The organism is Luteitalea pratensis (assembly GCF_001618865.1).
GTDB lineage: Bacteria > Acidobacteriota > Vicinamibacteria > Vicinamibacterales > Vicinamibacteraceae > Luteitalea > Luteitalea pratensis.
In genome coordinates this window covers 1049657-1075321 of sequence record NZ_CP015136.1, presented here as the reverse complement: position 1 = coordinate 1075321, position 25665 = coordinate 1049657, and the positions used below count along the sequence as shown (strand labels likewise).

The 25665-nt window shown below is 65.7% G+C and carries 20 protein-coding genes; 11 read left to right on the top strand and 9 right to left on the bottom strand.

The features are described from left to right. Window position 1: 1 nt before the first annotated feature. Window positions 2-1462 (bottom strand): CoA-acylating methylmalonate-semialdehyde dehydrogenase, encoded by a 1461-nt coding sequence (locus LuPra_RS04525; RefSeq protein WP_110169646.1) that lies wholly within the window; start codon window positions 1460-1462, stop codon window positions 2-4. Here LuPra_RS04525 and LuPra_RS04520 point away from each other — a divergent pair. Then, on the top strand, window positions 1398-2651 hold the full coding sequence (locus tag LuPra_RS04520) for an NAD-dependent dihydropyrimidine dehydrogenase subunit PreA (protein ID WP_157898727.1): 1254 nt from the start codon (window positions 1398-1400) through the stop codon (window positions 2649-2651). The two genes, LuPra_RS04525 and LuPra_RS04520, sit on opposite strands and share 65 nt — an antisense overlap. After that, the gene (locus LuPra_RS04515) at window positions 2651-4099 is read left to right on the top strand and encodes an NCS1 family nucleobase:cation symporter-1 (protein ID WP_110169644.1); all 1449 of its coding nucleotides are present in this window, start codon (window positions 2651-2653) and stop codon (window positions 4097-4099) included. Before LuPra_RS04520 ends, LuPra_RS04515 begins: the two co-directional genes overlap by 1 nt. A gap of 239 nt (window positions 4100-4338) precedes the next feature. On the opposite strand, the gene LuPra_RS31575 is transcribed toward LuPra_RS04515, so the two are convergent. Continuing rightward, on the bottom strand, window positions 4339-4566 hold the full coding sequence (locus LuPra_RS31575) for a glycine zipper domain-containing protein (protein ID WP_157898726.1): 228 nt from the start codon (window positions 4564-4566) through the stop codon (window positions 4339-4341). A 429-nt stretch (window positions 4567-4995) separates the two neighbouring features. Beyond that, the gene (locus tag LuPra_RS04510; protein WP_110169643.1) at window positions 4996-5946 is read right to left on the bottom strand and encodes a TolB-like translocation protein; all 951 of its coding nucleotides are present in this window, start codon (window positions 5944-5946) and stop codon (window positions 4996-4998) included. 225 nt (window positions 5947-6171) lie between these two features. Between LuPra_RS04510 and LuPra_RS04505 the strand changes: the two genes are divergently transcribed. Together LuPra_RS04505 and LuPra_RS04500 are read left to right on the top strand one after the other, a co-directional pair. Beyond that, window positions 6172-7995, top strand: coding sequence for a tetratricopeptide repeat protein (locus LuPra_RS04505; RefSeq protein WP_110169642.1), 1824 nt, complete (start codon window positions 6172-6174; stop codon window positions 7993-7995). Between the two features lie 640 nt (window positions 7996-8635). Then, window positions 8636-10387: a hypothetical protein gene (locus LuPra_RS04500; protein ID WP_110169641.1), complete on the top strand. Its 1752-nt coding sequence runs from the start codon at window positions 8636-8638 to the stop codon at window positions 10385-10387. Window positions 10388-10480: 93 nt separating this feature from the next. Here the strand turns inward: LuPra_RS04500 and LuPra_RS04495 are convergent, their stop codons facing one another. Beyond that, window positions 10481-12355, bottom strand: a complete 1875-nt coding sequence (locus tag LuPra_RS04495; RefSeq protein WP_234800722.1) for a DUF8034 domain-containing protein — start codon at window positions 12353-12355, stop codon at window positions 10481-10483. A 185-nt stretch (window positions 12356-12540) separates the two neighbouring features. Then, window positions 12541-13533: a hypothetical protein gene (locus LuPra_RS04490; RefSeq protein WP_110169640.1), complete on the bottom strand. Its 993-nt coding sequence runs from the start codon at window positions 13531-13533 to the stop codon at window positions 12541-12543. A 164-nt stretch (window positions 13534-13697) separates the two neighbouring features. Here LuPra_RS04490 and LuPra_RS04485 point away from each other — a divergent pair, with 164 nt between their 5' ends. The 5 genes from LuPra_RS04485 to LuPra_RS33860 are packed head-to-tail and all read left to right on the top strand — an operon-like array spanning window position 13698 to window position 18810. Then, window positions 13698-14366 (top strand): helix-turn-helix domain-containing protein, encoded by a 669-nt coding sequence (locus LuPra_RS04485; protein WP_110169639.1) that lies wholly within the window; start codon window positions 13698-13700, stop codon window positions 14364-14366. Beyond that, window positions 14363-15247, top strand: coding sequence for an SRPBCC family protein (locus LuPra_RS04480; protein ID WP_234800721.1), 885 nt, complete (start codon window positions 14363-14365; stop codon window positions 15245-15247). The genes LuPra_RS04485 and LuPra_RS04480 overlap by 4 nt, the downstream gene beginning before the upstream one ends. 54 nt (window positions 15248-15301) lie before the next feature. Next, entirely contained in the window at window positions 15302-15643 is a 342-nt protein-coding gene (locus tag LuPra_RS04475) for a PadR family transcriptional regulator (RefSeq protein WP_234800720.1), read from the top strand. 24 nt (window positions 15644-15667) lie between these two features. Beyond that, the gene (locus tag LuPra_RS04470) at window positions 15668-18331 is read left to right on the top strand and encodes an ABC transporter permease (RefSeq protein WP_157898725.1); all 2664 of its coding nucleotides are present in this window, start codon (window positions 15668-15670) and stop codon (window positions 18329-18331) included. Further along, entirely contained in the window at window positions 18268-18810 is a 543-nt protein-coding gene (locus LuPra_RS33860; RefSeq protein WP_110169637.1) for a hypothetical protein, read from the top strand. Before LuPra_RS04470 ends, LuPra_RS33860 begins: the two co-directional genes overlap by 64 nt. Window positions 18811-18892: 82 nt before the next feature. Here LuPra_RS33860 and LuPra_RS04460 read toward each other — a convergent pair whose 3' ends face one another. Continuing rightward, a complete protein-coding gene (locus tag LuPra_RS04460) occupies window positions 18893-19204 on the bottom strand; it encodes a hypothetical protein (protein ID WP_234800719.1) in 312 nt (103 codons plus the stop codon). 84 nt (window positions 19205-19288) lie between these two features. Between LuPra_RS04460 and LuPra_RS04455 the strand changes: the two genes are divergently transcribed. Beyond that, complete coding sequence (locus LuPra_RS04455) at window positions 19289-19507, top strand: hypothetical protein (RefSeq protein WP_110169636.1); 219 nt, start codon at window positions 19289-19291, stop codon at window positions 19505-19507. Between the two features lie 129 nt (window positions 19508-19636). Further along, window positions 19637-20713 (top strand): hypothetical protein, encoded by a 1077-nt coding sequence (locus tag LuPra_RS04450; protein ID WP_110169635.1) that lies wholly within the window; start codon window positions 19637-19639, stop codon window positions 20711-20713. A 111-nt stretch (window positions 20714-20824) separates the two neighbouring features. On the opposite strand, the gene LuPra_RS04445 is transcribed toward LuPra_RS04450, so the two are convergent. From LuPra_RS04445 to LuPra_RS04435, 3 genes are all read right to left on the bottom strand, one after another. Continuing rightward, complete coding sequence (locus LuPra_RS04445) at window positions 20825-23026, bottom strand: prolyl oligopeptidase family serine peptidase (RefSeq protein WP_110169634.1); 2202 nt, start codon at window positions 23024-23026, stop codon at window positions 20825-20827. A gap of 179 nt (window positions 23027-23205) precedes the next feature. Next, entirely contained in the window at window positions 23206-24801 is a 1596-nt protein-coding gene (tssC, locus tag LuPra_RS04440) for a type VI secretion system contractile sheath large subunit (RefSeq protein WP_157898724.1), read from the bottom strand. Then, window positions 24798-25658 (bottom strand): type VI secretion system protein TssA, encoded by an 861-nt coding sequence (locus tag LuPra_RS04435; protein ID WP_110169632.1) that lies wholly within the window; start codon window positions 25656-25658, stop codon window positions 24798-24800. The genes tssC and LuPra_RS04435 overlap by 4 nt, the downstream gene beginning before the upstream one ends. Window positions 25659-25665: the final 7 nt, after the last annotated feature.

The following is a 25665-nucleotide window of genomic DNA, read 5'->3' as shown; positions in this document are numbered from 1 at the left end:
CTTAGAACCACCGTGAAATGGTGACTTTCTTGTCCGTGTAGAACTCGAAGGCATCGCGGCCGTGCACCTTGAGGTCCCCGAAGAAGCTGTCGCGCGCGCCGCCGAATGGAAAATACGCCATGGGTGCGGCGACGCCGATGTTGACGCCGACCATCGACGCCGTCGCGCGATGGCTGAACTCGCGCGCCGCCTTCCCGCTGCTGGTGAAGATCGAGGTCGCGTTGGCGTTGGGGTGCGCGTCCATCAACCGGAAGGCCGCGTCGAGATCCGTCACAGGGCACACCGACGCCACGGGGCCGAAGATCTCTTCGCGGCCAATCGCCATGGCCGGATTCACCTCATCGAACACCGAAGGACCGATGAAGAAGCCGTCAGGCCGATCGGGCACGCGAGTCTCTCGGCCGTCGAGTGCCAGGCGCGCACCCTCGCTGACGCCACGCTCGACGTAGGTCACCACGCGCTGGTGATGCGGTCGGCTGATGACCGGCCCCATGCCGACGCCGGGCTCGAGCCCGTCGCCAACCTTCAGCGCTGCGGCGGCCTCGATCAACCGATCGCGTGCCGGGGCGTGGGCCTCACCCACGGGCACGAGCACGCTGCCGGCGAGGCACCGCTCGCCCGCGCAGCCATAGAACGACTCGGAAATGATGGGGATACTGCGATCGAGGTCGGCATCGGGCATCACGATCACGAAGTTCTTCGCGCCGCCCAGCGCCTGGACCCGCTTGCCGGCGTGCGTGGCGCGCTGGTAGACGAGCCGCGCGACCGGCGTCGAGCCGACGAAGGACACCGATCGGATGCCCGGGTGATCGCAGATGGCCTCCACGACCTCCCGCCCGCCGTGTACGAGGTTGACGACACCCGGCGGCAAGTCGCATTGCTGGAGCAACTCGAACATGCGCGCCTGCGAGAGCGGTACCTGCTCGGAGGGCTTGAGCACGAACGTGTTGCCGCACACCACTGCGAAGGGCAGGAACCACAGGGGTACCATCGCGGGAAAATTGAACGGCGCGATGGCGGCGCACACGCCAATCGGCTGCCGCATGACCGTGCAGTCGATGCCGTGCGAGACGTTCTCGAGGCCGTATCCCATCAGCATCGACGGCCCGCCGCAGGCCACTTCCACGCACTCGATGCCGCGCCGCACGCTGCCGCGCGACTCGTCCAGCGTCTTGCCGTGCTCGGTCGTGACCAGCCGGGCCAGTTCCTCGAAGTGCTCTTCGAGCAGCGCCCTGAAGCGAAACATCGCCCGCGCACGCACCACCGGAGGCGTCTCGCTCCAGCCGGCAAAGGCGCCGGTCGCGGCGGCGACAGCCAGTTCGACGTCGCGTGAGGTCGACAGCGGCGCGCGCGCGATCACGGTGCCGCGCGCCGGATTGTGGACGTCGACAAAACTCGTGGCGGTCGCTGGAATCCACCGTCCGCCGACGAAATTCGAGAGGGTCTCGACCGCCTCCGCCATCACGCACCTCCTCCGGGGACGCCCATTATGCTACCGTCTGCGCGAGAAGGAGCCGACCATGGCCGCCAACCTCTCGGTCAGTTTCACCGGCCTGCGTTTCGACAACCCGTTCCTGCTGTCGTCGGCCCCGCCGACCGAATCGGACAGCAACATCATGCGCGCCTTCGACGCCGGATGGGGCGGCGTCGTCACCAAGACCATCGGCCTGCATCCGGTGGTCAATGTCCGCGGCCCGAAGACGAAGTTCCTGCGCGCGACGCCCGACTCGCCGCACTTGTCGATGCAGAAGCGCCAGGGAACGGCGCTGCACTCGTCGTGGAACTGGGAGCTCATCTCGGACAAGCCGCTCGACTGGTGGGTGCCGCGCATCGCGAGGATCAAGCAGGCTCATCCTACGCGCGTGCTGGTGGCCTCGATCATGGCCGGCTCGGGGAGCGACCGCGAGCTCCAGCACTGGCAGACGTTGGCCACGGCCTGCCAGGACGAGGGCGCCGACGCACTCGAGCTCAACCTGTCGTGCCCACACATGGACCGCAAGGACATGGGCAGCAACATCGGCAAGGATCAACAGCTCATCTCCATCGTCGTCGAGGCGGTGAAAGAGGTGGCACGTGTGCCGGTCTGGGCCAAGCTCACGCCGTCGACCACCGACATCGTCGAGGAGGCCCGCGGCGCGTTCCTCGGCGGCGCCGACGCGATCTCATCGTCGAACACCTTTCCGTCGCTGCCGCTCATCGACCCCGAGACGCTCGAATTCGAGATGCAGGTGGACGGGTACGTCTCGAGCGGAGGGCTGGGTGGCCCGGCCATCCTGCCCCTGTCGATGGCCAAGATGGCGCAGCTCACGCAGGCATTTCCCGACAAGGCATTTTCCGGCATCGGCGGCGTCGCCGAGTTCGCTCACGCGCTCAACTACTTCCTGCTCGGCTGCGGCACCGTGCAGGTGTGCACGGCGGCAATGCTCGACCACGCGATTGGCCCCAACATCATCGCCGGCCTCACGCGCGGCCTTGCCGAGTTCCTCGAGCGGCACGCTGACCGTGGCTGGTCGTCGGTCGACGACATTCGCGGCCTGCGGCGCGACCGCGTGGTGACGCACTCGCAGATCGGCCGCCCCGATTCGAAGGAGTATTTCGGCGGGCACGATGCCGAAGGCTACGCCGAGCACGCCGGCACCGCCCACGAGTGATGCCCGGCCCGGACGATTTTTCGACGAGCCCGCTCTGGAATCCCGACCTCGCGCCGACCAGGCCCGATCAGCGCACCTGGTCCACCTACAACATCGCCGCGCTCTGGATTGGCATGAGCGTGGTCATCACGACCTACACGCTTGCCTCCGGGCTGATGCAGCAGGGCATGACGTGGTGGCAGGCCCTGACCACGATCCTGCTGGGTAACACGGTCGTGCTGGTGCCCATGATCCTCAACGCCCATGCCGGCACGAGGTACGGCGTGTCGTTCCCCGTGCTGTGCCGGGCGAGCTTCGGCGTCAAGGGCGCCAACGTCCCGGCCACGCTGCGCGCGATTGTCGCGTGCGGGTGGTTCGGCATCCAGACGTGGATTGGCGGGCTGGCGCTGGATACCTTGTTGCGCGCCGCCTGGCCAGGCTGGTCGGCTGTGCCCGGCGCCGTGTGGATCGCGTTTGCCGCGTTCTGGGCGATCCAGGTCGGCATCATCCTGCGCGGCCTCGAAGGCATCCGGCTGCTGCAAAGCTGGTCGGCGCCGTTGCTGCTGGGCGGCGGGGTGGCGTTGCTGCTGTGGGCCATCGACGCGGGCGGCGGCCTGGGCCGCATCCTGGGCGAGTCCTCCCGGTTGCAGCAGGTGCGGACGCCCTTCTGGACGTTGTTTCCTGCCGCGCTCACCGCCAACGTCGGCTACTGGGCGACGCTGAGCCTGAACATCCCGGACTTCACCCGCTACGCGCGCAGCCAGCGCTCGCAAGCCCTGGGTCAACTGATGGGACTGCCGACGACGATGACGGGATTTGCATTCATCGGAGTGGCGGTCACCGGCGCGACGATCGTGCTCTTCGGCGAGGCCATCTGGGACCCGGTCGTCCTCATCGCGCGCATCGGCAGCGCACCGGTCGTCATCGCCGGCGCTCTGGTGGTCCTGGCCGCGCAACTCACGACCAACATGGCGGCCAACGTCGTCTCGCCGGCCAACGACTTTTCGAGCCTCGCGCCGCGCCGCGTCAGCTACGTGATGGGCGGCCTCATCACGGCGGTCCTCGGCATCGTCATGATGCCGTGGAAGCTGTATGCCGATGCGGCGGCGTACATCTTCACGTGGCTCATCGGCTACTCGAGCCTGATGGGCGCCATAGGCGGCATCCTCATCGCCGACTATTGGGTGCTTCGCCGGCGCGAGCTGTCGGTGCCGGATCTGTTCGCCGTCGACGGGCGCTACACGTATCAGGGAGGCGTGAACTGGCGTGCGATCGCAGCGCTGGTTCTTGCGGTGCTGCCGGTGCTGCCCGGGTTCGCACGCGCGGCGACCACACCGGGTGGGCAGGTGGCCGATCCGGGCTTGCTCGACACGCTCTACACGTACGCGTGGTTTGTGACCTTCGCGCTGAGCGCTGTGATCTACCTGGCGTTGATGGGACGAAGGAGCCGAACCCTGTCGCTCCTGTAGCGCAGGCCTTGAGCGAACCTTGCGGTCGAATGGGTTCGCGCGCAATTGCACCGACCACCGTCCGGTGGTTTGTACGCCGCCGGGCGGCGGTGAAAGATTTCTGGCGAAATTCGCGTTCAGGAAAGCAAGGCGGTCGCCGAGACGGTGGAGGTGTGTGGCGGAGAGGGTGGATTCGACCTGCCTCGCGGCGGGCGAAGCCTGCGCGGAGGTGGTGCGGTCAGGGTCGGAGGAACGTCAGTTTACCGCTCGAACAAACCCAACGGATGGGGCAGGGGCTTGTGTAATGCCGCCTTCTTGTGGGCCGGTGCCGCGTCGGGTGCTATGCCCAATGCCGCGCCGAAAACCAGGCCAAGTGAGACGCCAAGACCGATCCCCACGCCTACATTGTGCAGGACCGTTCCCAGTGCGACTCCGAAACAGAGGCCCAAACTCATGCTCAAGCCGACGTATTTGTATTTGCTGTTCATGAAACCCCTCCTCGAGTCTACGGGCTTTATTGGGCAGGAGTTCAGAATGTAGTAGTGCGTCGACGCAGGGAACGAGCCAGGAGTCAGGCATGCGCTAGTCGCCGCCCGCGCCGGCACATGGCCCGGCGCCGGGGCGGCGGACACACAGCTCGCCCTTGCGTGGTTCCCCGTCTCGAGGAGAATCTCGGAGCGGTAGCCGGCCGTAAGGCTTCGCCCTCAGATTGCGTTCATCCAAGCTCGACCCGGCGTATCACTGCTTCAACCGCGCCCTGTGAGCCAGACACGTCACGGAGATGGTCGGCGGTCAAATCCGGTGTTGCATGCGAACAGGCCCATCGATGACACCGACCGTCACTTCGGCGCGACCTTTGGTGCGCGCCATCAACGCGGTGAGCTTGACCAAAGCCAATGGGTCCACAGAACTGGCGGTCATCTCCCGGACCGCGTGGTGATGTAGAGATCGTTGCCCCCAAACCCTTCAGGTCGATCCGACGTGAACACGAGCATTTCCCCGTCAGACGACAGCGCCGCGAGCATGTCGTTGAACGCACCGTTCACCACGGATCCCAGGTTCTCGGGCGTCGACCAGGGGGCCGACACCGAGGAGCGTGCCGACACCCAGAGATCCCGAAGGCCGAGCCCCGACACGTCGGGCGGACCTGGGCGGCTGGAGTCGAAGATCAGCTCGAGTCCGTCGGGCCGAATGGTCGGGCGGAAGTCGTTCTCAGGCGCGTTGAGCACCGGGATCGAAGAAGCCGGCCCAAACGAACCGCTGGGCAGAAGCTCGCTCCGGTAGATGTCCACGCCTCCGACGCCGCCTGGTCGGCTGCTGGCGAAGAAGAGATTGGGTATGCCAATCTCGTCGTTCTCGAAATAGCTCGGCCCGAAATCGCCGGCGGCCCCGTTGACCCCTGTGCCGAGATTGACCGCCGGCTGCCACGCGAAGTCATCGTGCGTGTGGGCTCGCCACGAGACCCAGATGTCGAGGCTGCCCGCACCACCTGGACGGTCGCTTGCGAAGAAGAGCAGGTGACCGTCGCGCGAAAGGGCCGGCGAGCGTTCATTGAAGCTGGTGTTGACCAGGGTTCCGAGATTCACCGGCGTCCCCCAGCGGGCGTCGCGGCTCGCGCGCCGTGAGACCCAGAGGTCTTCTCCACCGAATGGCCCCGGGCGGTTGGAGGCGAAATAGAGACTGAGGCCATTGCTGGACAGCTCGGGGAGAAAGTCGTTGAACGCCGAGTTGACGTCTTCCCCCAGGTTGACCGGGGCCGTCCACGCCTCAAACGGCTTGGCGGTCTCGACGGGAGAGGCCGACAGCATGGCAAGGCACACGAGGAAGGCTGGGCCAACGGCCTTGAATCTCCGGTGAAGGCGCGTCATGCTGGGGCTCCGTTTCAAGAGACGTCACGATCGATCCGCGTTTCCTAATGTGGAACGAGCGATATCGGCCGCGTTCGTGCAGTCAGCCTCGTTCGCCGGGACGTGTCGATCAAGCGGCAAGGCAACGCATTCCACAGATGCCGTGGATTGCAGTGCTTTGCCGTCCGGACGGCCGGTCGCTGGAACCGGATCCGAAGCGACCGGTGCTCGCACTGGAGTGACCAGATGACCAGGGGACCCTCGCCGGCGGCATCGAGCGGGCCCAGTCGGGGCACCTCGGATCGGCTGGACTCCTGGAAGGACGTAGCTGCCTACCTGAACCGCGACGTCACGACGGTTCAGCGCTGGGAACACCGAGAGGGCCTGCCGATCCGGCGGCACGTGCACGACAAGCAGGGTTCGGTCTACGCCTTTCGATCCGAGCTCGATGCGTGGCAGCGAACCCGCACCCGGCACGTTGGCGAGGAGACTTGGCGCTCATCTGCCAGCGTCGCTGAACCACCCCGTGCGGACGCCGAGAACGGCAGCGCGTTGCAGCTGCCGACGAGTCAACCACCACCAACCGCAAGGCCGCGCCCGTGGCTCGGTTGGGTCTCAGCGGTCGCCAGCGTGATTGTGTGCGCCGTCGCGGCCATCGTGTTCGGCTTCGCGCAAGGCCGAGTGACGCCTTCGGCATCGCCAGACGTCACGTCGCTGGTAGTGCTCCCGCTCGACAACCTCTCGGGCGATCCGGCCCAGGCCTACCTGGTGGCCGGCGTGACCGAAGAACTGACTGCGACGCTGGCGCAGATCCGCGCGTTGCGTGTGGTCTCCAGGACCTCGGCGATGGCTTTTGAGGGCCGTCGGGTATCACTCCCCGCCATCGGACGGGAGTTGCAGGTGGATGCGGCGCTCGAAGGGTCAGTCCGGTACCAGGACGGGCGCGTGAAGGTCTCCATTCAACTCGTTCATGCACCCACTGACACCCATCTGTGGGCCCGTGACTTTGAACGAGACGCGGCGGACCTCCCTCAACTGCAGCACGACATTGCGCGGGCGGTCGCCGACGAGATTCGCGTGCAGATCAGGCCGGACGAGCGCGCCCGTCTGGCGTCGGCGCCAACGGTCGATCCGAGAGCTCACCAGGAATACCTGCTCGGGCGCTATCTCCTGTGGAAATTCATCGAAGAGGACCGGCTGCGCGCCATCGAGCACTTCCATCGCGCCATCAGCATCGCTCCGGACTACGCCGCGCCGTACGCCGGCCTCGCGCACGCGTGGTGGATGCGAGGCGTTCTTGGTCCTCTGAGTTTCAAAGAGGTGGCAGCGCCGGCGAGGGACGCGGCGCGCGAGGCCCTGGCGCGTGACGACCGCCTCGCGGAGGCGTACGCGGCGCAAGCCTATGTGCAGGGCATATTCGATTGGGATTGGACGGGGGCGGAGGCGACCATTGAGCATGCCGTCCAGCTCGAGCCGAACAGCATGGACGCCCACTACGTGTATGCGATTCTGTTGATGGCCATGGGACGACTGTCGGAAGCGGTGGCGCAGATCGAGCATGCCGCACACCTGGATCCGCTGTCGGCGCACGTGCAATCGACGTTTGGCCGGATTCTCTATCGTGCTCGTCGTTTCGACGAGGCCAGGGAGCGCCTGAATCGGGCCATAGAGCTGGAGCCGCGCAATGGCGTGTCGTATGCCCGACTGGCAGATGTCTACGCGCTGATCGGACGCTACGACGAGGCCTTGCGGCTCTACGAACAGGCTGGTGAGCTGGCGGCGGATCTGACGCCTGGTTATCGCGCGCGGATCGCTCGAACCTATGCGCGGATGGGTCGCGGGAGCGATGCCCGCCGGCTGCTTCCAGGCCTTCAGGGTGCCGCCGGCGGGGCAGCTGTCGTGCACGCCGCGCTCGGCGAGCACGACGCCGCGTTCACGCTGCTCTTTCGTGCGGTGGACGAGCGTGAAGACTGGTTCCCCTTCATCAAGGCCGATCCCGACTTCGACGCGCTTCACGCAGACCCTCGCTGGAACGACCTGCTTCAGCACATGCGTCTCGGGAACAAGTGAACGACGGCGTCTCGGGAATGGCCGCAGAATCCGGTGCGTCAACGAGGAGTACCCATCGTCGCACGCCATCCACTGCGGCCAACGGGGGTTCTCCAACCCCTTTTCAACCCCTTGCTACTCTGCGCTCAATCCGGGGCAGCTTATTCTCAGCCGCATGCGGTCAAAGCCAGACGACGACCTCTGGTCTCGAAATCGACACATGGGCCAGTCGCTGCTGACCTGCGCGCGCGCGTCGGCACTCGCGATCGTGGTGCCTGGGGTGCAGCGAGTGAGCCAGACCCTGGCCGTGCTGGTACTGCTATCTACCCCGGGAACAGGGAGGGCTTGGGCACAGGCAAGCGGCGCCTTCACCGGCGCCGGCCACATGGCCGCGAACCGTCACAGCCATACCGCTACCCGGCTCCCTGATGGTCGGGTCTTGATCGTCGGTGGCGATTCGCTCTCGTCCCGGTACCAAGCACGTGCTGACCGTGCAATCAGCGCCGAACTCTACGACCCTTCCAGGAGAACCTTCACCGCCACAGGCAATTTGACCACGCCCCGTGCCTTTCACACTGCGACCCTCCTTACTGATGGTCGCGTTTTGATCACGGGCGGGCAACACGACCCCCCTTTCTATCGAGAAGTCGGCAGCGCGGAGTTGTACGACCCCTCGACCGGCACGTTCACGGCGACGGGGATCATGGTCGCCGCTCGTCTGTACCACTCGGCGGTCCTGCTCGGCAGTGGCAAGGTCTTGATCGTCTCCGGCGCGGAATATCGGGGCAAGGGTGCACCGCTCGACTTGAGGGCCGAGCTCTATGACCCTGCGAGCGGCACGTTCGCCGCAACCGGAACGCCCGTCAGCATCAATGCCTCCACCGGAGAAGACTACGTCCATCCGACCGCTACTCTGCTCCAGGACGGTCGGGTCCTCGTCACGTGGACCAGCGGCCTCGCTGAACTCTACGATCCTCGAACCGGCGTTTTCAGCGCGACCGGCAGCATGATCGCAACCCGGGAGTACGAAGCGGGCACCCAGACCTTGCTTGCCAACGGCACGGTCCTGGTTACCGGTGGCCTCGTGTTCGGCGCGATTGGCAGCGCGGAAGTATACGACCCCTCGACTGAGGCCTTCAGGCCGACCGGCACGATGACGACGCGCCGGGGACGACACACGGCCACGCTGCTCCGCGACGGAACGGTCTTGATCGCGGGAGCCAATCAGGAAGGCTGGGGGGCTCTCGGTAGCACCGAACTCTATGATCCTGAAACTGGCGTGTTCTCCGCGGGAGGGAGCCTGGCCACCCCACGCTATTGGCACACGGCCACCCTGGTCGATGACGGCAACGTCTTGATGGCCGGAGGCATTGTCGGTGAATGGTCCACGACCGGCAGCGCCGAGCTCTACACCGCCGGCCGCGCAGCGCCGGTCCCGGTCGGGCCGAACACGCTGCACGACTGGCGCGCGAGCGCCAGCGGCAACAAGGTCCCCGTGATCGAGCCCGTGCCAGGCGCCCGCGCAGCTTCGAGCAGCGCAGTGGCCAGCGCGCCAGCGGCTGATGGCGGCGAGGCCGCCCAGCCTGCCAACCTCGTCGCAACTGCCAGCGGGAGCGGTGTCGTCCTGACCTGGATCGGACCGCGCGGCGCGGCTCCTGTGCGCTACGCGATCAGCGGCGGAACGGCGCCACACACCTCGACGCTGCCGGTCATCGTGACAGCGGACGCGTCGAATCGGTACACGATTCCCGCGTTGCCGCCGGGGTCCTACTACTTCACGGTCTTCGCGGTGCTCGCCGACGGGTTGAGTCCACCGTCCAATGAAGCCGGAGTCGCGGCTGCCGGATCCTGGTCGGCCAGCGGCCCGCCCAGCGGCGCGCTCGCCGTCATCGAGGACGGGTTCATCACGGCCACCTGGACACCCGCGCCAGGCGTCGACGCTCTCTATCAGGTCGAAATCGGCGGCGGGCCAGGACGAGCGGACGCGGCGGTGCTCACGACGACGCAGCCGAGCGTGACCTATCCCGCGGGCGCTACGACGTCCTACGTCCGCGTGCGCGCCGTGCGCGGTGCGACGGTGAGCGCGCCATCGAACGAAGTGTCGGTGCCAGCGACGACTGTCTGCACCGCCGCGCCACTCGAGCCCGTCCTGCTGCCGCCGTCAACCATCAATGGCGAGACGACGATCAGTTGGTTGCCAGCCGGTGGCTCGCGCGCCGACTACTATCGCGTGGTCGGCGCCGGCCCCTCCGGGCCCACGACGATCACGTCGCCCGGCGCAGGCACGAGTCTGACAGCCGGCCTCGAGCCAGGAACCTACGACATTCGCGTCGCCGCCATCAACGCCTGCGGCGTCGGCGTGGCATCCAACGTATTCATCTTCACGGTCCCAGGCAAATCTGGCGCGAATTGAGCCGCGCCTGCGTCCGCCTGGAGGCACGCATGCAGGTGGTGCGAGGGGCACCGCATCGCGTGGAGGTCCGTCAGGGACGCATCACGCTAACCGTTAGGGCCTTTGCCACGGATGCCGCGCCGTCGGCGCGTTCGCATAGCGCTTCATGGTCAGGACCAGCGTTTCGCCGCAGCCGGGATCGAGGTGGACGGTGAAGTGGGGTGCCTGAATCGATGTCGACGTGCTGCCTCGCCCGACGCTCTCAATCTGATGCTCCGCATACGCGCCACCCTGGACGACGACGCGACGCGCCACAGAGGGATTGAGGTTGACGAGTGTGACTTTCGTCTGCGTGTCGGATAGTTCGGACACGAGCACAGCAACGTCCTCGGGCACGCCCGCTCGCTGACGATCGGGATCGAAGTAGCGCAGGCGTGCATTGACGAGGCCGCCGTTGCGGCCCGGCATCAGCGCGCCCCACATCAGCTGAACAAGGGACTCGGCCGCGACCGGGTTGTAGTCGAGCATGTTGTCGGCCAGGCGCCGATCGGGCGGCGTCGCGTCCTTCCTCATCGCGACAAGGCGTTTGTCGATGAGGTCGAGATCCCACTGCAGCGCTTCTTCGGGATAGGTTGACTTCTCGCCGTGTAGAAAACTGATCCAGCTGGCGGTGCCGAGAGACGTGTAGGCGCCGCTGCCTGTCGGCAGCGACCGAGGGGCTGGCGCGCGCGGAAGATCTTCTGGTTTCTGCGACCAGTACCAGACGTCCACCGCGCCCGCATCCCATGGCGTGCTGCGCCAGCCATACCAGCCGTCAGCCCCGTACATAGTCGGAAACTGTCTCTCTGTGCCCTCGCCGCGGGCGTGCGCGTTCACCGACGCGGTCATCGAGCGCCAGGCGTCCACGTACTTCTGCTCGCCGGTCAGCAGGAGCGCGTTGCCGAAGCCGGGGAGGGCCCATCCGATGCGATTGCGATCCTCGCGGCGTCCGGTGACCGGATTGATCGGACTGAATCCCCAGCCATACGCGCCCGCCCACCATTTCTTGTCGGCGCCGCCGATCGTGCCGTCGAGGCCGATGTGACTGGGGATGATCCCGCCGTTCTCGCGCATGCGGTTCAGCCACGCATCCATGTAGTCGACGACCCATCGCCTGTATTTCTGATCTCCGGTCAACAAATACGCGTTGGTCGCCAGCGTCGTGGCCGCGAGATTCAGGAAATGATCGCCGGCGACGTCGGTGTAGTCCTCGTAATGCGCCAGGAACTGCTTGAACGTCGACTCGCCGTGCTCGGCATCGAACTTGGCGACGTCGAACGGATCACCAACCCAATCGAGGGCCGTGGCTTGGCGCAGCATCGGCCCGCGGCTGCCGTTCTGCATGCTGCGAATGATCTTGAGTTTCGGATCGTAGTTGGGTGCGCCGGGATCCTCGGCCATGTAGAACCCGGCGAATCGGCGGGCGCGCGCCCGATAGGTCGCATCCTGCGGGGTCGACAGCCCCATCCGATTGAACAACTGCAGGCCCTCACCGTGGTGCATCCAATCGGACTGCACGATGAATTCCTTCGCGTACATGCCTTGACGCGCGATCGGCACTTCCGTGGTGCGGGCCTCGGTGTATTGCTTCAGCAGGCCCTCGTGGCCCTGCGTATACATCCGAAGGACTTCGTCGTTTGCGCCGAGAGCGTGCAACTCCGGCCACCGATTGAAATGCTCGAACGCATCGTCGGGCCCATCGTTGGCGCCCCAGCGCACGAAGGCTTTCAGGTAGCCGCGATGGTCGTAATACTTCTCGAAGAATTCCCTGGCGGCCGGAACGTTGGAGGCGAGCAACCGCCGCTCCAGAACCGCCCAGCGCGCCGGCTCCATCCGCGTTTGGACGCGAACGGTGACATCCGCGGCCTGGGCTCCGAGCCCGATGCTCAGGCCGAGGGCAGCCACCAGGAGATGCACGCGATGCACTTGATGCCAATCGAGTGACGCCATCGAAGGCCTCCTTCCAGGTTCCAGATGCCCGCGCTGATATTCACGCCTCTGTCGAGAACGGATGCACGGACCACAGCCTTGTCGCGACGCCGAGGCGCCTTGCACGATTGCATCACCGGATTCGTCCGCGGGCACGGATCAGGAGGCTGCCGCACGGCCCTGACGCAGCGCCGTCAACGCTCAGGCTACTTCACCATCGCTCGAAGCTCGGCAAGGTTGGCCTTGACGATCTCCCGCAGCTTCGCGAAGCTCTCGAGGTGACGGGCCCCGTTTCCCGTGGCGTTGAGCGACTCCACGCTCAGGTGCCTGAGCCTGATGAGGATGTGCTGTGGCGCGGACTTCGGCAGGCTTCGGTCGTAGTAGTCGGGATTCACGGTGACGTAGACGCGGTTCCCCTTCTCGGCCAGGGTCGTGAAGACGTAGCCGGACACGTTCAGCGATGGCACCTGCGCTTCCTTGACGATCGCCACGTCATCGGATGCATCGCCGAGCATGCGCTCGTAGTAGGCCACCAACGTGGCGCTGGGGGTCGGTCTGGATCGCAGGATCTCGATCTGCTTCTGCAGGAACTCGCGCCTCGTGACCAACCGGAACGGCAGGGCGCCAGAACGCGTGAGCCACCAGACGGTCGTGCCGTCCACGAAGTTGAACTCCTGAATACCCTCGGGATTGGCTTCAGGTAGCGCAATCTTGTCCTTGAGCTGGTAGTACCCGCGCGGCAGGTAGCCGAAGCCGACGGAGGAGTCGCCCTTCTCGGCCTCGCCAACGAAATGCATGTTGACCTGAACCGAGACGTTGCCGAGCGACACGTCCAGCGCGACCGGTTTGCCGCCGAGGCATTCGATTTTGTGATTGCTCAGGGTGAAGATATAGGTGTTGCCATAGCGGTCCTTGTTCAGGGCCTGCGGCAGAACGTCATAGTTCACGCCGTAGTAGCCGGCGGCGCCCGTCGGCACGAAGGTAGACTTGAACATCTCCACGACGCGCCGCATGACCGTCCGTTCGGCCGCGAGCTCGCCGGCCGTGACCTGCCGGGTGTTCTGATCCGGCTCCAGTTTCCACATGTTCGTCAGCGCATCGAACTGCGAACCGTCGCAGTACTTGTTTTGCGCGGACGCGAGCGATGTGGTCGAGGCGAGCAGCGCGAGTAAGAGCGGTAAGCAACGGATGACGGTCATTGGGTCTAGGTGGAGGGTTGCAACGTTGCCCGGTGCCCTCCGTCGCCAAAGGGTACCAGCGTGCCAAGTGCCTGAGCCGCGTCTGCCCGAGAAAGATCGAGTTCGTCGCAAATAGGCCAAAATCAGCCTTGACAATTAATATTGTCAAGGCTACTCTCGCCTTCGTGCTCGACGTCCACGTCATCGAAGATCCGGCAGCGGCGACCGTGGCGTTGGTGCCCATGCGGAGTCGACTCCTCGCGGAACTGGCCGCGCCCGCCTCGGCAGCGACGTTGGCCGCGCGGGTCGGCCTGGCTCGACAGAAAGTCACCTACCACTTGAACGCGCTCGAGGCGCACGGGCTGGTGCGGCTGGCCCAGGAACGCAAGTGGGGCGGCCTGACAGAGCGGCTGCTCGTGGCCACGGCCGCGTCCTACGTCGTTTCGCCGGGCGCCCTGGGTCCGATCGCGGCGGACCCGAGTCGGGAGATCGACAGGCTGTCCGCGAGCTACCTCATTGCCCTCGGCGCACGGGTCGTCCGCGAGGTGGGCCACCTTGTTCGTCGTGCGACAGACACGGGCAAACGCCTGGCGACCCTGGCAGTGGATACCGAGGTGCGCTTCCGGTCGGCGACTGACCGGGCGGCGTTCAGCAATGAACTCACCGAGGCGATCACGAAACTGGTCGCGAAGTACCACGACGAATCCGCGCCCGGCGGCCGCGCGCATCGCCTCATCGTCGTGGCGCACCCTGTGCCCGCCTTCGTCGGCGAAGCCGACTCCGGCGAGACCTCGCCGAAGCGCCTTCGGCGCGAAGGCGGGCCGAACACATCCGATCCCAAGGAGCCATCATGAGCGTGAAGAAAGAAGCCTCCGGCCGCCGTTCAGTCCAGGTCGACGTCGAGGTCCCCGGCACGCCGGAGGAAGTCTGGCAGGCCATCGCCACCGGGCCAGGAATTTCGTCCTGGTTCGTGCCGACGCAATTCGAGGAGCGCGATGGAAAACCCGTCGCGATCACGATGAATTTCGGCGCGGGCATGGAGGCCCGTTCTGCCGTGACGGCCTGGGATCCGCCGCGGATGTTTGCCGCGCAGGGCGAGGGCTGGGGTGGCTCGCCGCCGATCGCAACCGAGTGGATCGTCGAAGCGCGCGCGGGGGGTGTGTGCCTCGTCCGTGTGGTGCACAGCCTTTTTGCCAGCACCGACGACTGGGACAACCAGCTTGAAAGCACCGCGCACGGCTGGCCCGGCTTCTTCCGCACCCTGCGGATCTATCTCACGCACTTCCGCGGCCAACGATCCGCGATCGCGCAGTTCGTGGCTCCCGTCGCGGGAACCGAAGCGGAGGGCTGGGAAACGCTGACCGCGGCATTGGGAGTGGAAGGCGTGAGCGTCGGGCAGCGTTGGACGGCGCCCGCGGGTGTCCCGGCGCTGAGCGGCGTGGCGGAGTACGTCAGCCAGAGTCCCTACGATGCCCTGATGCGGCTCGACAAGCCGGGTCCAGGTGTAGCCGCCCTTGGCGCCTTCAGCTTCCCCGGCGGCCAGAGCATGGTTGCGGTGAGCTTCTACCTGTACGGCGATCTAGGCGGCCGGAACCGTCGCCCACGTCACACCGCTGTGGCAAGCGTGGATCCAGGAACGCTTCCCGATGCCATCGGAGACGAGCCAGAGCGCCTGACCTCTGTGCTCGTGGAGGGCAGGGTATACGGTTCCGGTATCCGCGCATCACGATATTGAATTTCTATATCGGAACCGTATACCAATCGGAACCGTATACCACTTGGCAACCCCGTGCCCAAGCTGACCACCACTCGCACCGATGTCCTGCGCGGCACCCTCGACCTCCTGATCCTGCGAACACTGTCGCCGCGCCCGCTGCACGGCGTGGCCATCGCCGACCGGATTGCGCAGGTCACCCAGGGCACCTTCGACGTGCAGCCTGGCTCGCTCTTCCCAGCACTCCACCGCCTCGAACACGCGGGATGGACCACCGCCCAGTGGACGACGACCGAAGAGGGACGCCGCGTCCGGACCTATGCCCTGACCGCGACCGGACGCCGGCAACTGGTCGAGCAGGAGCACACCTGGGACCGCGTCGTGGCGGCGGTGGCGCAGGTGCTTCGCAGCGCCTAAAAGAGGAAACGAGTCATGCCGCCGATGTCGCGACTACGTGCGCGCTGCGCACAACTGTTCCGGAGCACCGATCCGGACCCGAATATCGAGCAGGAACTTCGCGCCTTCGTGGACGAGCGCACCGATCAGGGCATTGCCGCCGGGCACGCCCCCGACGAGGCGCGACGACGCGCGCAGGTCGAGGTGGGTGGCGTTGGCCCGATGACCAGGAAGCTCCACGACCAGCGCGAGCGGATCCCCGTCGGACGCGGGCTGGCCGATCTCTGGCGCGACCTCGGCCACGCCTTCCGTCAGGGCTACCGGGCGCCCGCGTTCTCATTGGTGGCGGTGCTCACCTTGGGGCTGGGTATCGGAGGCGCGGCCGCGATGTTCGGCTTGATTCAAGGCGTGCTGTTGTCGCCGCCCCCCTACGCCGAACCGGACCGCCTGGTGTTGCTGTCGCCGGCACGCCTCGACGGATCGCCGTACCCACAGCGTCCGACGACGACGCAGTGGCTCGCCTGGCGTGCCTCCAGTCCCAGGGTCGAGACCGCGCTCTACCGGTGGATGTTCAACTTCCTGGTCCGGAGCGAAGGCAGTACGGCCCTCGGCGGCATGGTCGTGACGCCGAACTACTTCCGCGTCCTCGGGCTGACGCCGCTGCGCGGTCGGGAGTTCCTTGCCTCGGAAGCCGCCAGCAGCGGTCCTCCGACGGCCGTCATCATCGGCTACGAACTCTGGCAAGGCACGTTCAACGGCGACCCGGACATCATTGGCCGGACCCTGCAAATCAGCCGGATGCCTGCCCCGCTGCCGATAGTGGGCGTGATGCCTCCGGGCATCCGCTTTCTCCCGGATCCGGCCAACGTCAGCGAACCGGGCTACGACGTCGACGCGCACGTGGACTTCTGGCTGCCGGCCCTCGCCGATGAGTCGCAGCTGACTCAGCGCCAGTGGAACGTCGTGGGTCGCCTGGCGCCTGGGATGTCGGCCGCCGCGGTGAACGCTGACGTCAGCGCGGTCGCGGCGCGACAGCGTACAGAGGACGCGACGCTCGACGGGCTGACGGCGACGGCGCGTCCAGTCCTCGAGGTGCTGAACGAAGACGGCCGGCGCCTGCTGGTGCCACTGTTCGGCGCGGTCGCGCTGGTCTTCTTCATCGCGTGCGCCAACGTCGCCGGCCTGCTGCTGGCACGAGGACTCCATAGGCAGCGCGATTACCTGCTGCGGACGGCGATCGGGGCCACATGGCAGCGACTCTTCCGACAGGCACTGACCGAGTCCGTTGCGCTCGCCCTGGTCGGTGCAGTCGTCGGCGGCGGTTTCGCCGTGGTGATGGTCGCGCTGTTCCTCTCGGTCGGTGAACACGCCCTGCCCCGCGCCGATGCAGTGGCGATCGGCTGGCCGGTGTTCGCATTCTGCGCGGTGGTCGCCCCGATCGCGGCGGCCATCGCCGGACTGTTGCCGGCCGCCCGCGCCGCCTTCGGTGAGCATTCGCATGGCGTCGCGAGTACCCGCACCACCGCGGGTCCGGCCGAGCGGCGCCTGATCGGCGGCGTGGCCGCACTTCAGATCGTGCTCACGGTCGGCCTGCTCGCGGGAGCCGCGCTGCTGGTCCGCAGCGCGCGGAACCTCGCCGAATTGCGCCCGGGGTACGACACCGAGCACGTGCTCACGATGGCCGTAACGACCATGCAGCGCGATGATGCCTGGAAGACCTTCCATGCCGACGCGCTCGAGCGCGTGTCGCACCTCCCCGGCGTGCGGCAGGCTGCCTTCGCCTGGGGCGTGCCCCTGACCGGCAACAGTTGGCCGGCAACGCTGGAGATCGTCGGCAACGCCGGCACCGATCGCCTCGCCGAGGAGCTGCATGTGCCGTTGCGCGCCGTCACCCCCGACTACTTCGCGGCGATGGGGATCCGCCTGGCCGACGGCCGCGCCTTCCGCGAATCCGACGATCGCGGCGCGCCGCCGGTCGTCATCGTCAACCAGGCGTTCGCGACCAGCCAGTTCGGCACCGGCGTCGTGCTCGGGCGCTCGATTCGCTTCGCCGGCAACGCGAGCACCCCGCCAATGACGATCGTCGGCGTCGTCGCCGATGCGCGCACCGACGCCCTGAGCGAACCGGCCACGCCGGAAGCGTACCTCCCGCTCTGGCAGCAGAGGGCGTTCTCCAAGCATCTGATCGTCAGGACCAGCGGCGATCCGCTGGCCTTGGCCGGCCCCATCCGTCGAGCGATTCGAGAGGTCGATCCCGCCGCCGCGGTCGAGCAGGTCAAGGCGATGGCGCAGCTCCGACAGGAGTCGATCGCGCCGCGCATCTTCGCCATGCACCTGCTGGTCGGGTTCGCCGTCGTCGCAACGCTGCTCTCGCTCGTCGGGCTCTACGGCGTGCTGTCGCTGTCGGTGGGATCGCGGCTGAAGGAAATGGAGGTGCGCAAGGCAATTGGCGCGCAGCGCACCGAGATCCTGTCGCTGGTGTTCGGTGAAGGGCTGCGCCTCATTGGGTTCGGGGTGGCGCTGGGGCTCGGCTTCTCCGTGCTGATGGGCCGCCTCCTTCACACTCTGCTGTTCGGGGTCCCGCCCACCGACCCACTGACGCTTGGCAGTGCCGCGCTGCTCTTCGTGCTGCTTGGGCTGATCGCGTGCGCACTGCCGGCGTGGCGCGCGGCGCGAGTCAACCTGATGGATGCCTTGCGGCAGGACTAGCTCTAAGGTTTCGCCAGCTCAATCACCAGAACCACGAGGTACCTGCGCTCGGTCACCTCCTCGCTCCAACTGCCGCTGCACACGCTCGGCGATTTCCTGGGTGCCGGCCGTCCCGCCGTTCTCGGTGGGCACCAGCGAGCCGTCGACAAACGCGCGTTCAACCGCTGGGCGAACAGAACACTTATGGGGCGTTGGCGGGCCGCACGCCGCGTGGCCCGGTGACCTTTGGCAGGGTATCAACTGACGACCGCGACGGGTGCATCCGCGCCTACGTCGGGGAAGGCGAGTTCACCGACGACCCGCTCAACACCTTCGGCACGCGCGCCGTGGTCCACGTGCCGCAGTTGCAACAGTTGATGCGGTTCATCTGCCGTCATGGGTTCGAGCACCACGCGGCAATGAATGCATCACACTGCGCCGGGATCCTCGCCGAGGCAATGGAGGTCTATCTGGGCTGGAAGGTCCACCGGCATTCGTAGTCGTGGATGGCCGACCCTCGACTCCATGCGACGCGCGGGCTCCGCGTCGAGACGTCCGGAAGAATGGAGGCTGTGACACTCGCTATCGACTGTGCTCTTCAGTCTGTTCGCCGATGTACAGGCGTCCGACTCGAAGCTCGTCGATTTCGACGACGCCGAGTCGAGTGCGTCGGACGGTCAGGCGACCGATGACCACGCGGCCCAGGGCGAGCGCGCCGATCGCCACGGCTCCGACGGCGAGCGCTCCGATGGCGAGGCTGCCAATAGCCTGGACCTTGACGGCTTGGGCGCCGATCGCCTGTGCCCCGATGGCTTCTGCGCCAATCGCTTCCGCGACGGTGGCCGTCGCCGGCGTGCGATCCGATGGCAGGCGTTCTTCCGTGCGTTTCTTCATGTGGCATTTGAACGTGCGCGGCGGTCGGATGTCCACTAGCGTGTCAGGCGCCGGTGGCCTGAGGCAGCGCCATGAGGTCCAGGCGTGCATCGGCTCGTCGTCGAGAAGCCGGATTTCCCGAACATCGTGGTCGATGCCCTCACCATCGCCGTGCCGGACGTGCTCGGGATGACGTGGGGCGCGATGCGACCGGCGCATGGTCATCGCGAATATGGCGATGGCGTCCGCGAATATAGTGTGGCCATGCCCCTCGCCCAGCGGATGGCAGTCATGGCGCTCGCGTTCGTCGCAGCGCGCCCATGAATCGAGTTCACACGTTCCCGATGCGCATGCTGGGTTGTCTGGCGCGCGCCGGTTCGTCGCAGCGCTCGCGCATCGTCCGCGCTCGGATGCGCCTGGCGGCGCTGCCCATCGTAAGGTGTGAGGATGCCCATGATGTTACGTCGTGTCGCGCGGGCCGCACCTGGTACCGTCGTTGCGGTACTGCTGGGGATCGTGTGTCACGCGACTGTCCGCGAACGCCCCATCGAAGTGGGCGATCCCCGTACCGTGCTCAGAGAGCAATTGCAGCTGTCTGACGCGGATCTGTCGGCGCTGGTGCAGGGGCGAGCCATCGCGAAGACATTGACTTCGAGCGCGCCGCGCGAGATGACGACCGCCGGTGGCGTCCGGATCCGCGGCAGCGCCATGGCGCGCTTCGTCAGCCAGTTCAAGACGCTGGAAGGATTCCGGACCAGTCAGTTCGTCTTGCAGATCGAGAAGTTCGGCCAAGAGCCCCACGTTCGCGACCTCGACACGCTGACGCTCGATCCCGAGGATGTCGAGTCCTTGCGTACGTGTCGCGTGGGTGCATGCGACGTGCAGTTGAGTGCGGACGACATACGGCGCTTCAGCCTGGTGAACTGGAGATCGACGACCGCTGCGCGCGACGCCGCCAGCCTCTACCGAACCATTCTGTTCGAGCACCTTGTCAGATATCGAGCCACGGGCACGAAGGGCCTGGCGCACTATCAGGACCGAGAGCCCGGGGTGTCCCTGGCGCACGAGACGCAATCGCTCCTGGACGCGAGACCCTCTTTGCTCGACCATGCGACGGGTCTCCGGGAGCACATCCGGCAGTACCCGTCCCATCCCGATCCGCACACCGAGGACTTCTTCTACTGGTCGAAGGAAGTCTTTGGCTTCAAACCGGTGGTCGGTCTCAATCACGTTGGCGTGCACACCGACCCGACGAGTGGGCGGGTGACGATCCTGACGATCCAGATCTACGCGAGCCACTACATCGAGGGGTCCCTTGGTATCAACGCCCTGATGCCCGACCGGGGGTCGAAGGAAACCGCGTTCTACTGGGTCTATGTGAATCGTGCGCGAGTCGGCCGGCTGGGCGGCCTTCTCGGCACGATTGCGCGCCCGATCGTGCAGCACCGCGCCCGGTCGGGGCTGATGAAGTCGTTGGTACAGACCAAGCAGCGCTTCGAAGCGGCCGGCGGCGTGCCGTCATCGCAGTGACGTTACCGGTCTGAGCAATCGCAGGCCGCGACACCACTCGTTCCCGACGAACCCGCCCCCAGCTGCCCGACGCGCCGGCGACGATTACTTGTCACTCCGTCAGAGGCGCCGTCACTTGATGCTGACGACGCTGCTGCTCGTGCCAGCGCCGGAGCCAATCTGTTGCAGGAGGAATGCAAACACGTCCGCGCGCTCTTCATTCCGCTGCTGCTTGGTCGAGCCGACGCCGTGACCGGCGTCGTAATCGACCCGCAACAGAACCGGTTTCTCGCTGGATGTCGCGGCCTGCAGCCTCGCCGCCATTTTTGCCGACATCCACGGTTCGACACGTGGATCATTGATGCCAGTCGTCAACAGGACGGCAGGGTACGGCGTTCCGTTCTTGACCTTGTGATACCCATCCATGGCCAGCAGGGCCTTGAATCCTTCCTCGGTCGCGACGGTGCCGAACTCGGGAATATTCGGTACGCCGTTCGACGTAGTTTCAGCCCGCAGCGTGTTGTTGACGCCAACGTGAATGATCGCCCCGCCGAACAGGTCCGGCCGCTCCGTAATGGTGTTGCTGATGAGAATGCCACCTGCGCTGCCGCCTTCTCCGGCCAGGTACCTGGGGCTCGTGAACTTTTCACGGATCAAGTAGTCGGCGCAAGCGATGAAGTCCTTCCACGTGTTCGGTTTCGTCTGCTTGTAGCCGGCCATGTGCCATTCCTCGCCGTACTCACCGCCGCCGCGAACGTGCGCCACGGCCACGATGCCGCCACGCTCCAACCACGCGAGCGAGCCAGGCGAGAATGATGGTTCGCGGCTGATGCCATATGCGCCATACCCGCCGAGGATGGTCGGGTTGGTGCCGTCGTGCTTCATATCCTTCTTGTAGATAATCGACAGCGGAATCATGACGCCATCCTGGCCCTTGGCTTTGACCTCGATGGATTCGATGCCGGAGAAATCAACAGGCGAGGGCGGCTGCAGCAATGTGTCCACGACAGCTCGCTTCGCCGCGTCGTATCCATAGATCGTCGGGGACCTGGTCCAGGAACTCGTCACGAACAGCACGCCAGCCATCCGCTGGTCGTAGTTCGCGATGGACAGCGATCCTTTGTACGGTAATGTGATCGCTTCCGCAGATCCGTCGCCGTAATCCACGCGCCACAAGCGGCCGATCCCACCATCGAGCGCCTGGACGTACAGACCATCGCTCGCGGCCGCGATCGCTGTGACGACCGCGTCGCTCGCCGGAATGACCGTCTGTGCTTTCGTCAAGTCGGGATGGGAAAGACTCGTGCGGACGACCTTGAAGCGCGGCGTCTGCTTGTACGTGAGCACGTATAGATCGTCCCCGTGCAGGTCCACGTTACTCACCTCGTCGGCGAAGTCCGCGATCTTCCGCCAAGGTATCGGCGAGAGTCCCAGCGAGGCAGCGGGCGCGACGTAGAACGCGGAATTCGGCGAGACCCCGGAGTTGACCACGGCAATGACGTGCGCGGAGCCTGGAACCGGGTACGCAAAGGGCAGCAACGTCGGCTCGAACGTGATCTGCGGATTGACATCGGCTCCGAAGATCGCTTCGTCCTTCTCGGGATCCGTTCCGAGCACGTGACGGTAGACGCGGCTTTTCTGGTACAGATCAGTCGCCGGTGCGCCTGGCGGTAGCTTTTGCAAACGATTGTAGAGAAACGACTTCCCGTCGGGCAGCCATGCGCCGGAATCGAAGCGGGCACGATCGATCCTTTCGCCTAACTCACGGCCGGTCCTGGCATCGAGCACGTGCAGCTCGCCCATTTCGGAGCCGCCGGCCGATACCGTGTAGGAGACGTACTGACCGTCCTGGGACAGACTGAATGCATCAATCGAGTGGTGAACGTCTGTCTCGGATAGTTTGTCAGGGTCCAGGAGCAGTCGCTCGGCGCCGCTGAGACCAGCGCGCACATAGAGCTTGCGGGTATTCTCGCCGGGCGCCAGCTTGTAATAGAAATAGTTATCGCCGGCGCGCTGTGCGCCGGAGACGACCACATTGGCGTTGCTCAAATCGTCGACGCGTTTCAGGAGTGCGAGACGAACTGGCAACGCATCAAGGTAGCGGCGCGTGTATGCGCTCTGCGCCTTCATCCACGTCACCATCTCCGGTCCCTTCAGGTCCTCCATCCAGCGATACGGATCCACGACCTTTGTATTGAAATACGTGTCGGTGACTTCGCGAACAGGCGCCTTCGGCGCCGCGTCTTGCGCGGAGACGACGTATGAAATTGAAACGAGGAGCAGCGGCAGCCACGCAGCAAGCCTCAGGCTTGGCAAACGCCGGACGAGATGCATTGCGCAACTCCTTCCAGAACCAGGACATGGGCACTCAGCGGGAGCGCCGGAATTGTAGGCGACCGGAGCGCGAAGTGTCAAAGACGAGGTGGCACACCGAATCGCAGATGGATTCGCGAGCTTGGCGCAGAATCCCTCTCGCTCTACACGGCTGCTGGCTCGCAGGGCAGCCTGGCGAATCAGAAGTTCGGACGGCAGAAGAACTTGACCGTGTGTCCGCCGCCGTCGACATCCTCGACCGTGACCTCGGCGGCGGCCAGAGGCCTGGGCAACGCGAAGAGTCCGCCCGGCGAGGCTGGGCTCGGATCGACATAGTCGGCAATCCATTTCTCGAACCATGCCTGCACGGTCGCGCGGTCACCAAGCGACGACACATCTCTCGCCATGGCTCTGATGTAGTGTGCGACGCGGCCGATGGACAGGACAGAGGCGAGTCGAGACGCGAGTATCGCATTCGCGGTCGCGTCGGAGTCGAGGTGCTGCATCGGCTTGCTGAGGGTGACGGCGCTGACGAATTCCGCGAGACCAGACTCGCCGCGCGCAACCAGCGCGGTCAAGCCGCACTGCGCCAGTTCGCCTTCACGACGGTCGGGCACCATCGTTTCGGTGACGACCATCGTGTGCCCAGGCCCGGTCGGTCTCGGCACAGATACCGGCGGCAACCCCTCGACGGCCCCTCCCGTCTGCAAGCCGTTGATCCGTGTCGGCCAGCCGTGGATTCGAAAGGAACGCAGGATGTTTTCGGCGAACAGATAGGCGGCGTTGCCCCACAGGATCCCGGCGTGGCCGTCTCCGGCGTCCTCGTGAAAGTCGTACTCGTCAGCGACGCTGCTTCGTCGTTCGTAACGGGACCGGACCACGCATCGCGGCAAGGTCAGTACAAGGTAACGGGCATCCTCGGCCTCTCGCAGCGATCGCCACGCCGCGTACTCAGGCGAGGCGAAGATCTTTGCCAGGTAAATCGGTTGCGACAGCTCCAGCCACGAGTCGAGGCTGAATAACCTTGGCGCGGCCGCGCCCAGGAACGGCACAGATGCCGCCGCACCGATCTTCGACAACTGCGTGAGCATTTCCACGTCGGCCGGACCATGGTCGAACTCGTAGTCGAGCAGCAGACACGCGAACGGTTCTCCGCCCGCGGCGCCATAGCGCTCGTCGTGAATCCTCTTGAAGATCGGGCTCCGATCCCATCCAGCCCCCTTGTATCGTTTGAGGGTCTTTCCGACCTCCAGCTTCGTGACGTTCAGCACTGCGATCTTCAGGTCGTCATCGATTTCGGTCTGCGTCACGAGACGGTGCAGGCTGCGCCACGTCGCTTCGAGCCGTTGAAAGGAAGGGTGATGAACAATCGCGCTCAGCTGCTTGTCAACGAGCGCGTCGATCTGGCGTGCCGCTGCTTCGCCGCCGTTGCTCCGGCGCTCGAGCAGATGGTGCAACGCCGTGATGCGATGCGCTACACGCCCGGGCGCGAAATCGTCGAGACACCCGAAAGTCAGTTCAATCGACGAATCGGAGCCATCGTCAACGAGATGGTTCGGGACCTGAAACATCACGCGCGGTCGGGCCGCCGCCAGCAGCGTGTCGAAGGTGTCGGCGTCGACCGGCACGAATTCGCGAGCGTCCAGCGGTTCGAGCTGCTGGTCAGGCTGACCGGACAGGTCGGCCATGACACCCAGCACGAAGGGAAGCTCAACACGTCGGGTGGCGCCATTGACGTCCACCTCGTAGTGCATGGCGATGCGCGAGGGCGTTCGCGGTATCGATGTGTGCTTCACGACTGTCCGCGTCCGTCTGACCGACGAGCCTGGTCGGAACCGCGCGGCTGCCGGGATGACGCGGCGTGCTCGCGGCTCGGTGGCGCTACGTCTGCAGCGAGATCCAGGTACCGGCTGACGCTGATACGGTGCGCACGGCGACAGACCGACGCCGCGTCGAAACCAGCGCGCTCGATCAGATCACAAATCGACTCGAGCAACCCCTGCTGGTCCTTCGACCAGACTGTCGCGTCGGCGGCAACCGGTTCGCCTTCTGGCCATGGCCGCATGGCGCCAGAATCGACGGCCCCATCGACGCCGATGGAACTCCACAATTCCGGCAGGGCGTTACCGGGGGCCGTGTCCCACAGCACCTCGCGAATGGTGATCAAGGCTTCGTCTATCCGCGCCCACTCTGCGCCTATCGACGCCTCGGCGCCAGACTTCGTCCCGTGAAGATCGTGCAGGAGTCCGCGTGGCGCAGCCAGGTTGGCCAGAACAAACCACCTCAGGGGAGGTCGGTCTTCATCGGGTTCGACCACCGGGTAAACGTCGCGCGGCCACGTCGTCAACAGGCGCGCGATCAATTGAAGGCCGGCTGCTGCGCCGTCCAGGCCATGGGTGACCGTCAGCGCCCGAGTCCATGCAATCGCCACACGCAGATCTTTTGTTTGTGAAAGGAGCTTCGCCGCCAGTTCCTGCACACGCGCCCAGTCGGGACCTTGCGCCGGCTCGATGAAGTTCCCGAACTGCCGTTCGGGCCGGCCGGCGATGGCGGCTTCGAGTTCCGCGAACAAGGGCGCGTATTCGAGGTTCGGACCGCAGGGTTCGTCCGCGGAAACCGGTACGAGCAGCGCATCGAGATCGGGTAGTTGCATGGTCAAT

What these genes read in the sequence shown, in the direction of transcription:
- LuPra_RS04525 (WP_110169646.1), bottom strand. Translation starts at nt 1,462, where the DNA reads ATGGCGGAGGCGGTCGAGACCCTCTCGAATTTCGTCGGCGGACGGTGG.
- LuPra_RS04515 (WP_110169644.1), top strand. Translation starts at nt 2,651, where the DNA reads ATGCCCGGCCCGGACGATTTTTCGACGAGCCCGCTCTGGAATCCCGAC.
- LuPra_RS31575 (WP_157898726.1), bottom strand. Translation starts at nt 4,566, where the DNA reads ATGAACAGCAAATACAAATACGTCGGCTTGAGCATGAGTTTGGGCCTC.
- LuPra_RS04510 (WP_110169643.1), bottom strand. Translation starts at nt 5,946, where the DNA reads ATGACGCGCCTTCACCGGAGATTCAAGGCCGTTGGCCCAGCCTTCCTC.
- LuPra_RS04505 (WP_110169642.1), top strand. Translation starts at nt 6,172, where the DNA reads ATGACCAGGGGACCCTCGCCGGCGGCATCGAGCGGGCCCAGTCGGGGC.
- LuPra_RS04495 (WP_234800722.1), bottom strand. Translation starts at nt 12,355, where the DNA reads ATGGCGTCACTCGATTGGCATCAAGTGCATCGCGTGCATCTCCTGGTG.
- LuPra_RS04490 (WP_110169640.1), bottom strand. Translation starts at nt 13,533, where the DNA reads ATGACCGTCATCCGTTGCTTACCGCTCTTACTCGCGCTGCTCGCCTCG.
- LuPra_RS04480 (WP_234800721.1), top strand. Translation starts at nt 14,363, where the DNA reads ATGAGCGTGAAGAAAGAAGCCTCCGGCCGCCGTTCAGTCCAGGTCGAC.
- LuPra_RS04470 (WP_157898725.1), top strand. Translation starts at nt 15,668, where the DNA reads ATGTCGCGACTACGTGCGCGCTGCGCACAACTGTTCCGGAGCACCGAT.
- LuPra_RS04460 (WP_234800719.1), bottom strand. Translation starts at nt 19,204, where the DNA reads ATGAAGAAACGCACGGAAGAACGCCTGCCATCGGATCGCACGCCGGCG.
- LuPra_RS04450 (WP_110169635.1), top strand. Translation starts at nt 19,637, where the DNA reads ATGATGTTACGTCGTGTCGCGCGGGCCGCACCTGGTACCGTCGTTGCG.
- LuPra_RS04445 (WP_110169634.1), bottom strand. Translation starts at nt 23,026, where the DNA reads ATGCATCTCGTCCGGCGTTTGCCAAGCCTGAGGCTTGCTGCGTGGCTG.
- LuPra_RS04435 (WP_110169632.1), bottom strand. Translation starts at nt 25,658, where the DNA reads ATGCAACTACCCGATCTCGATGCGCTGCTCGTACCGGTTTCCGCGGAC.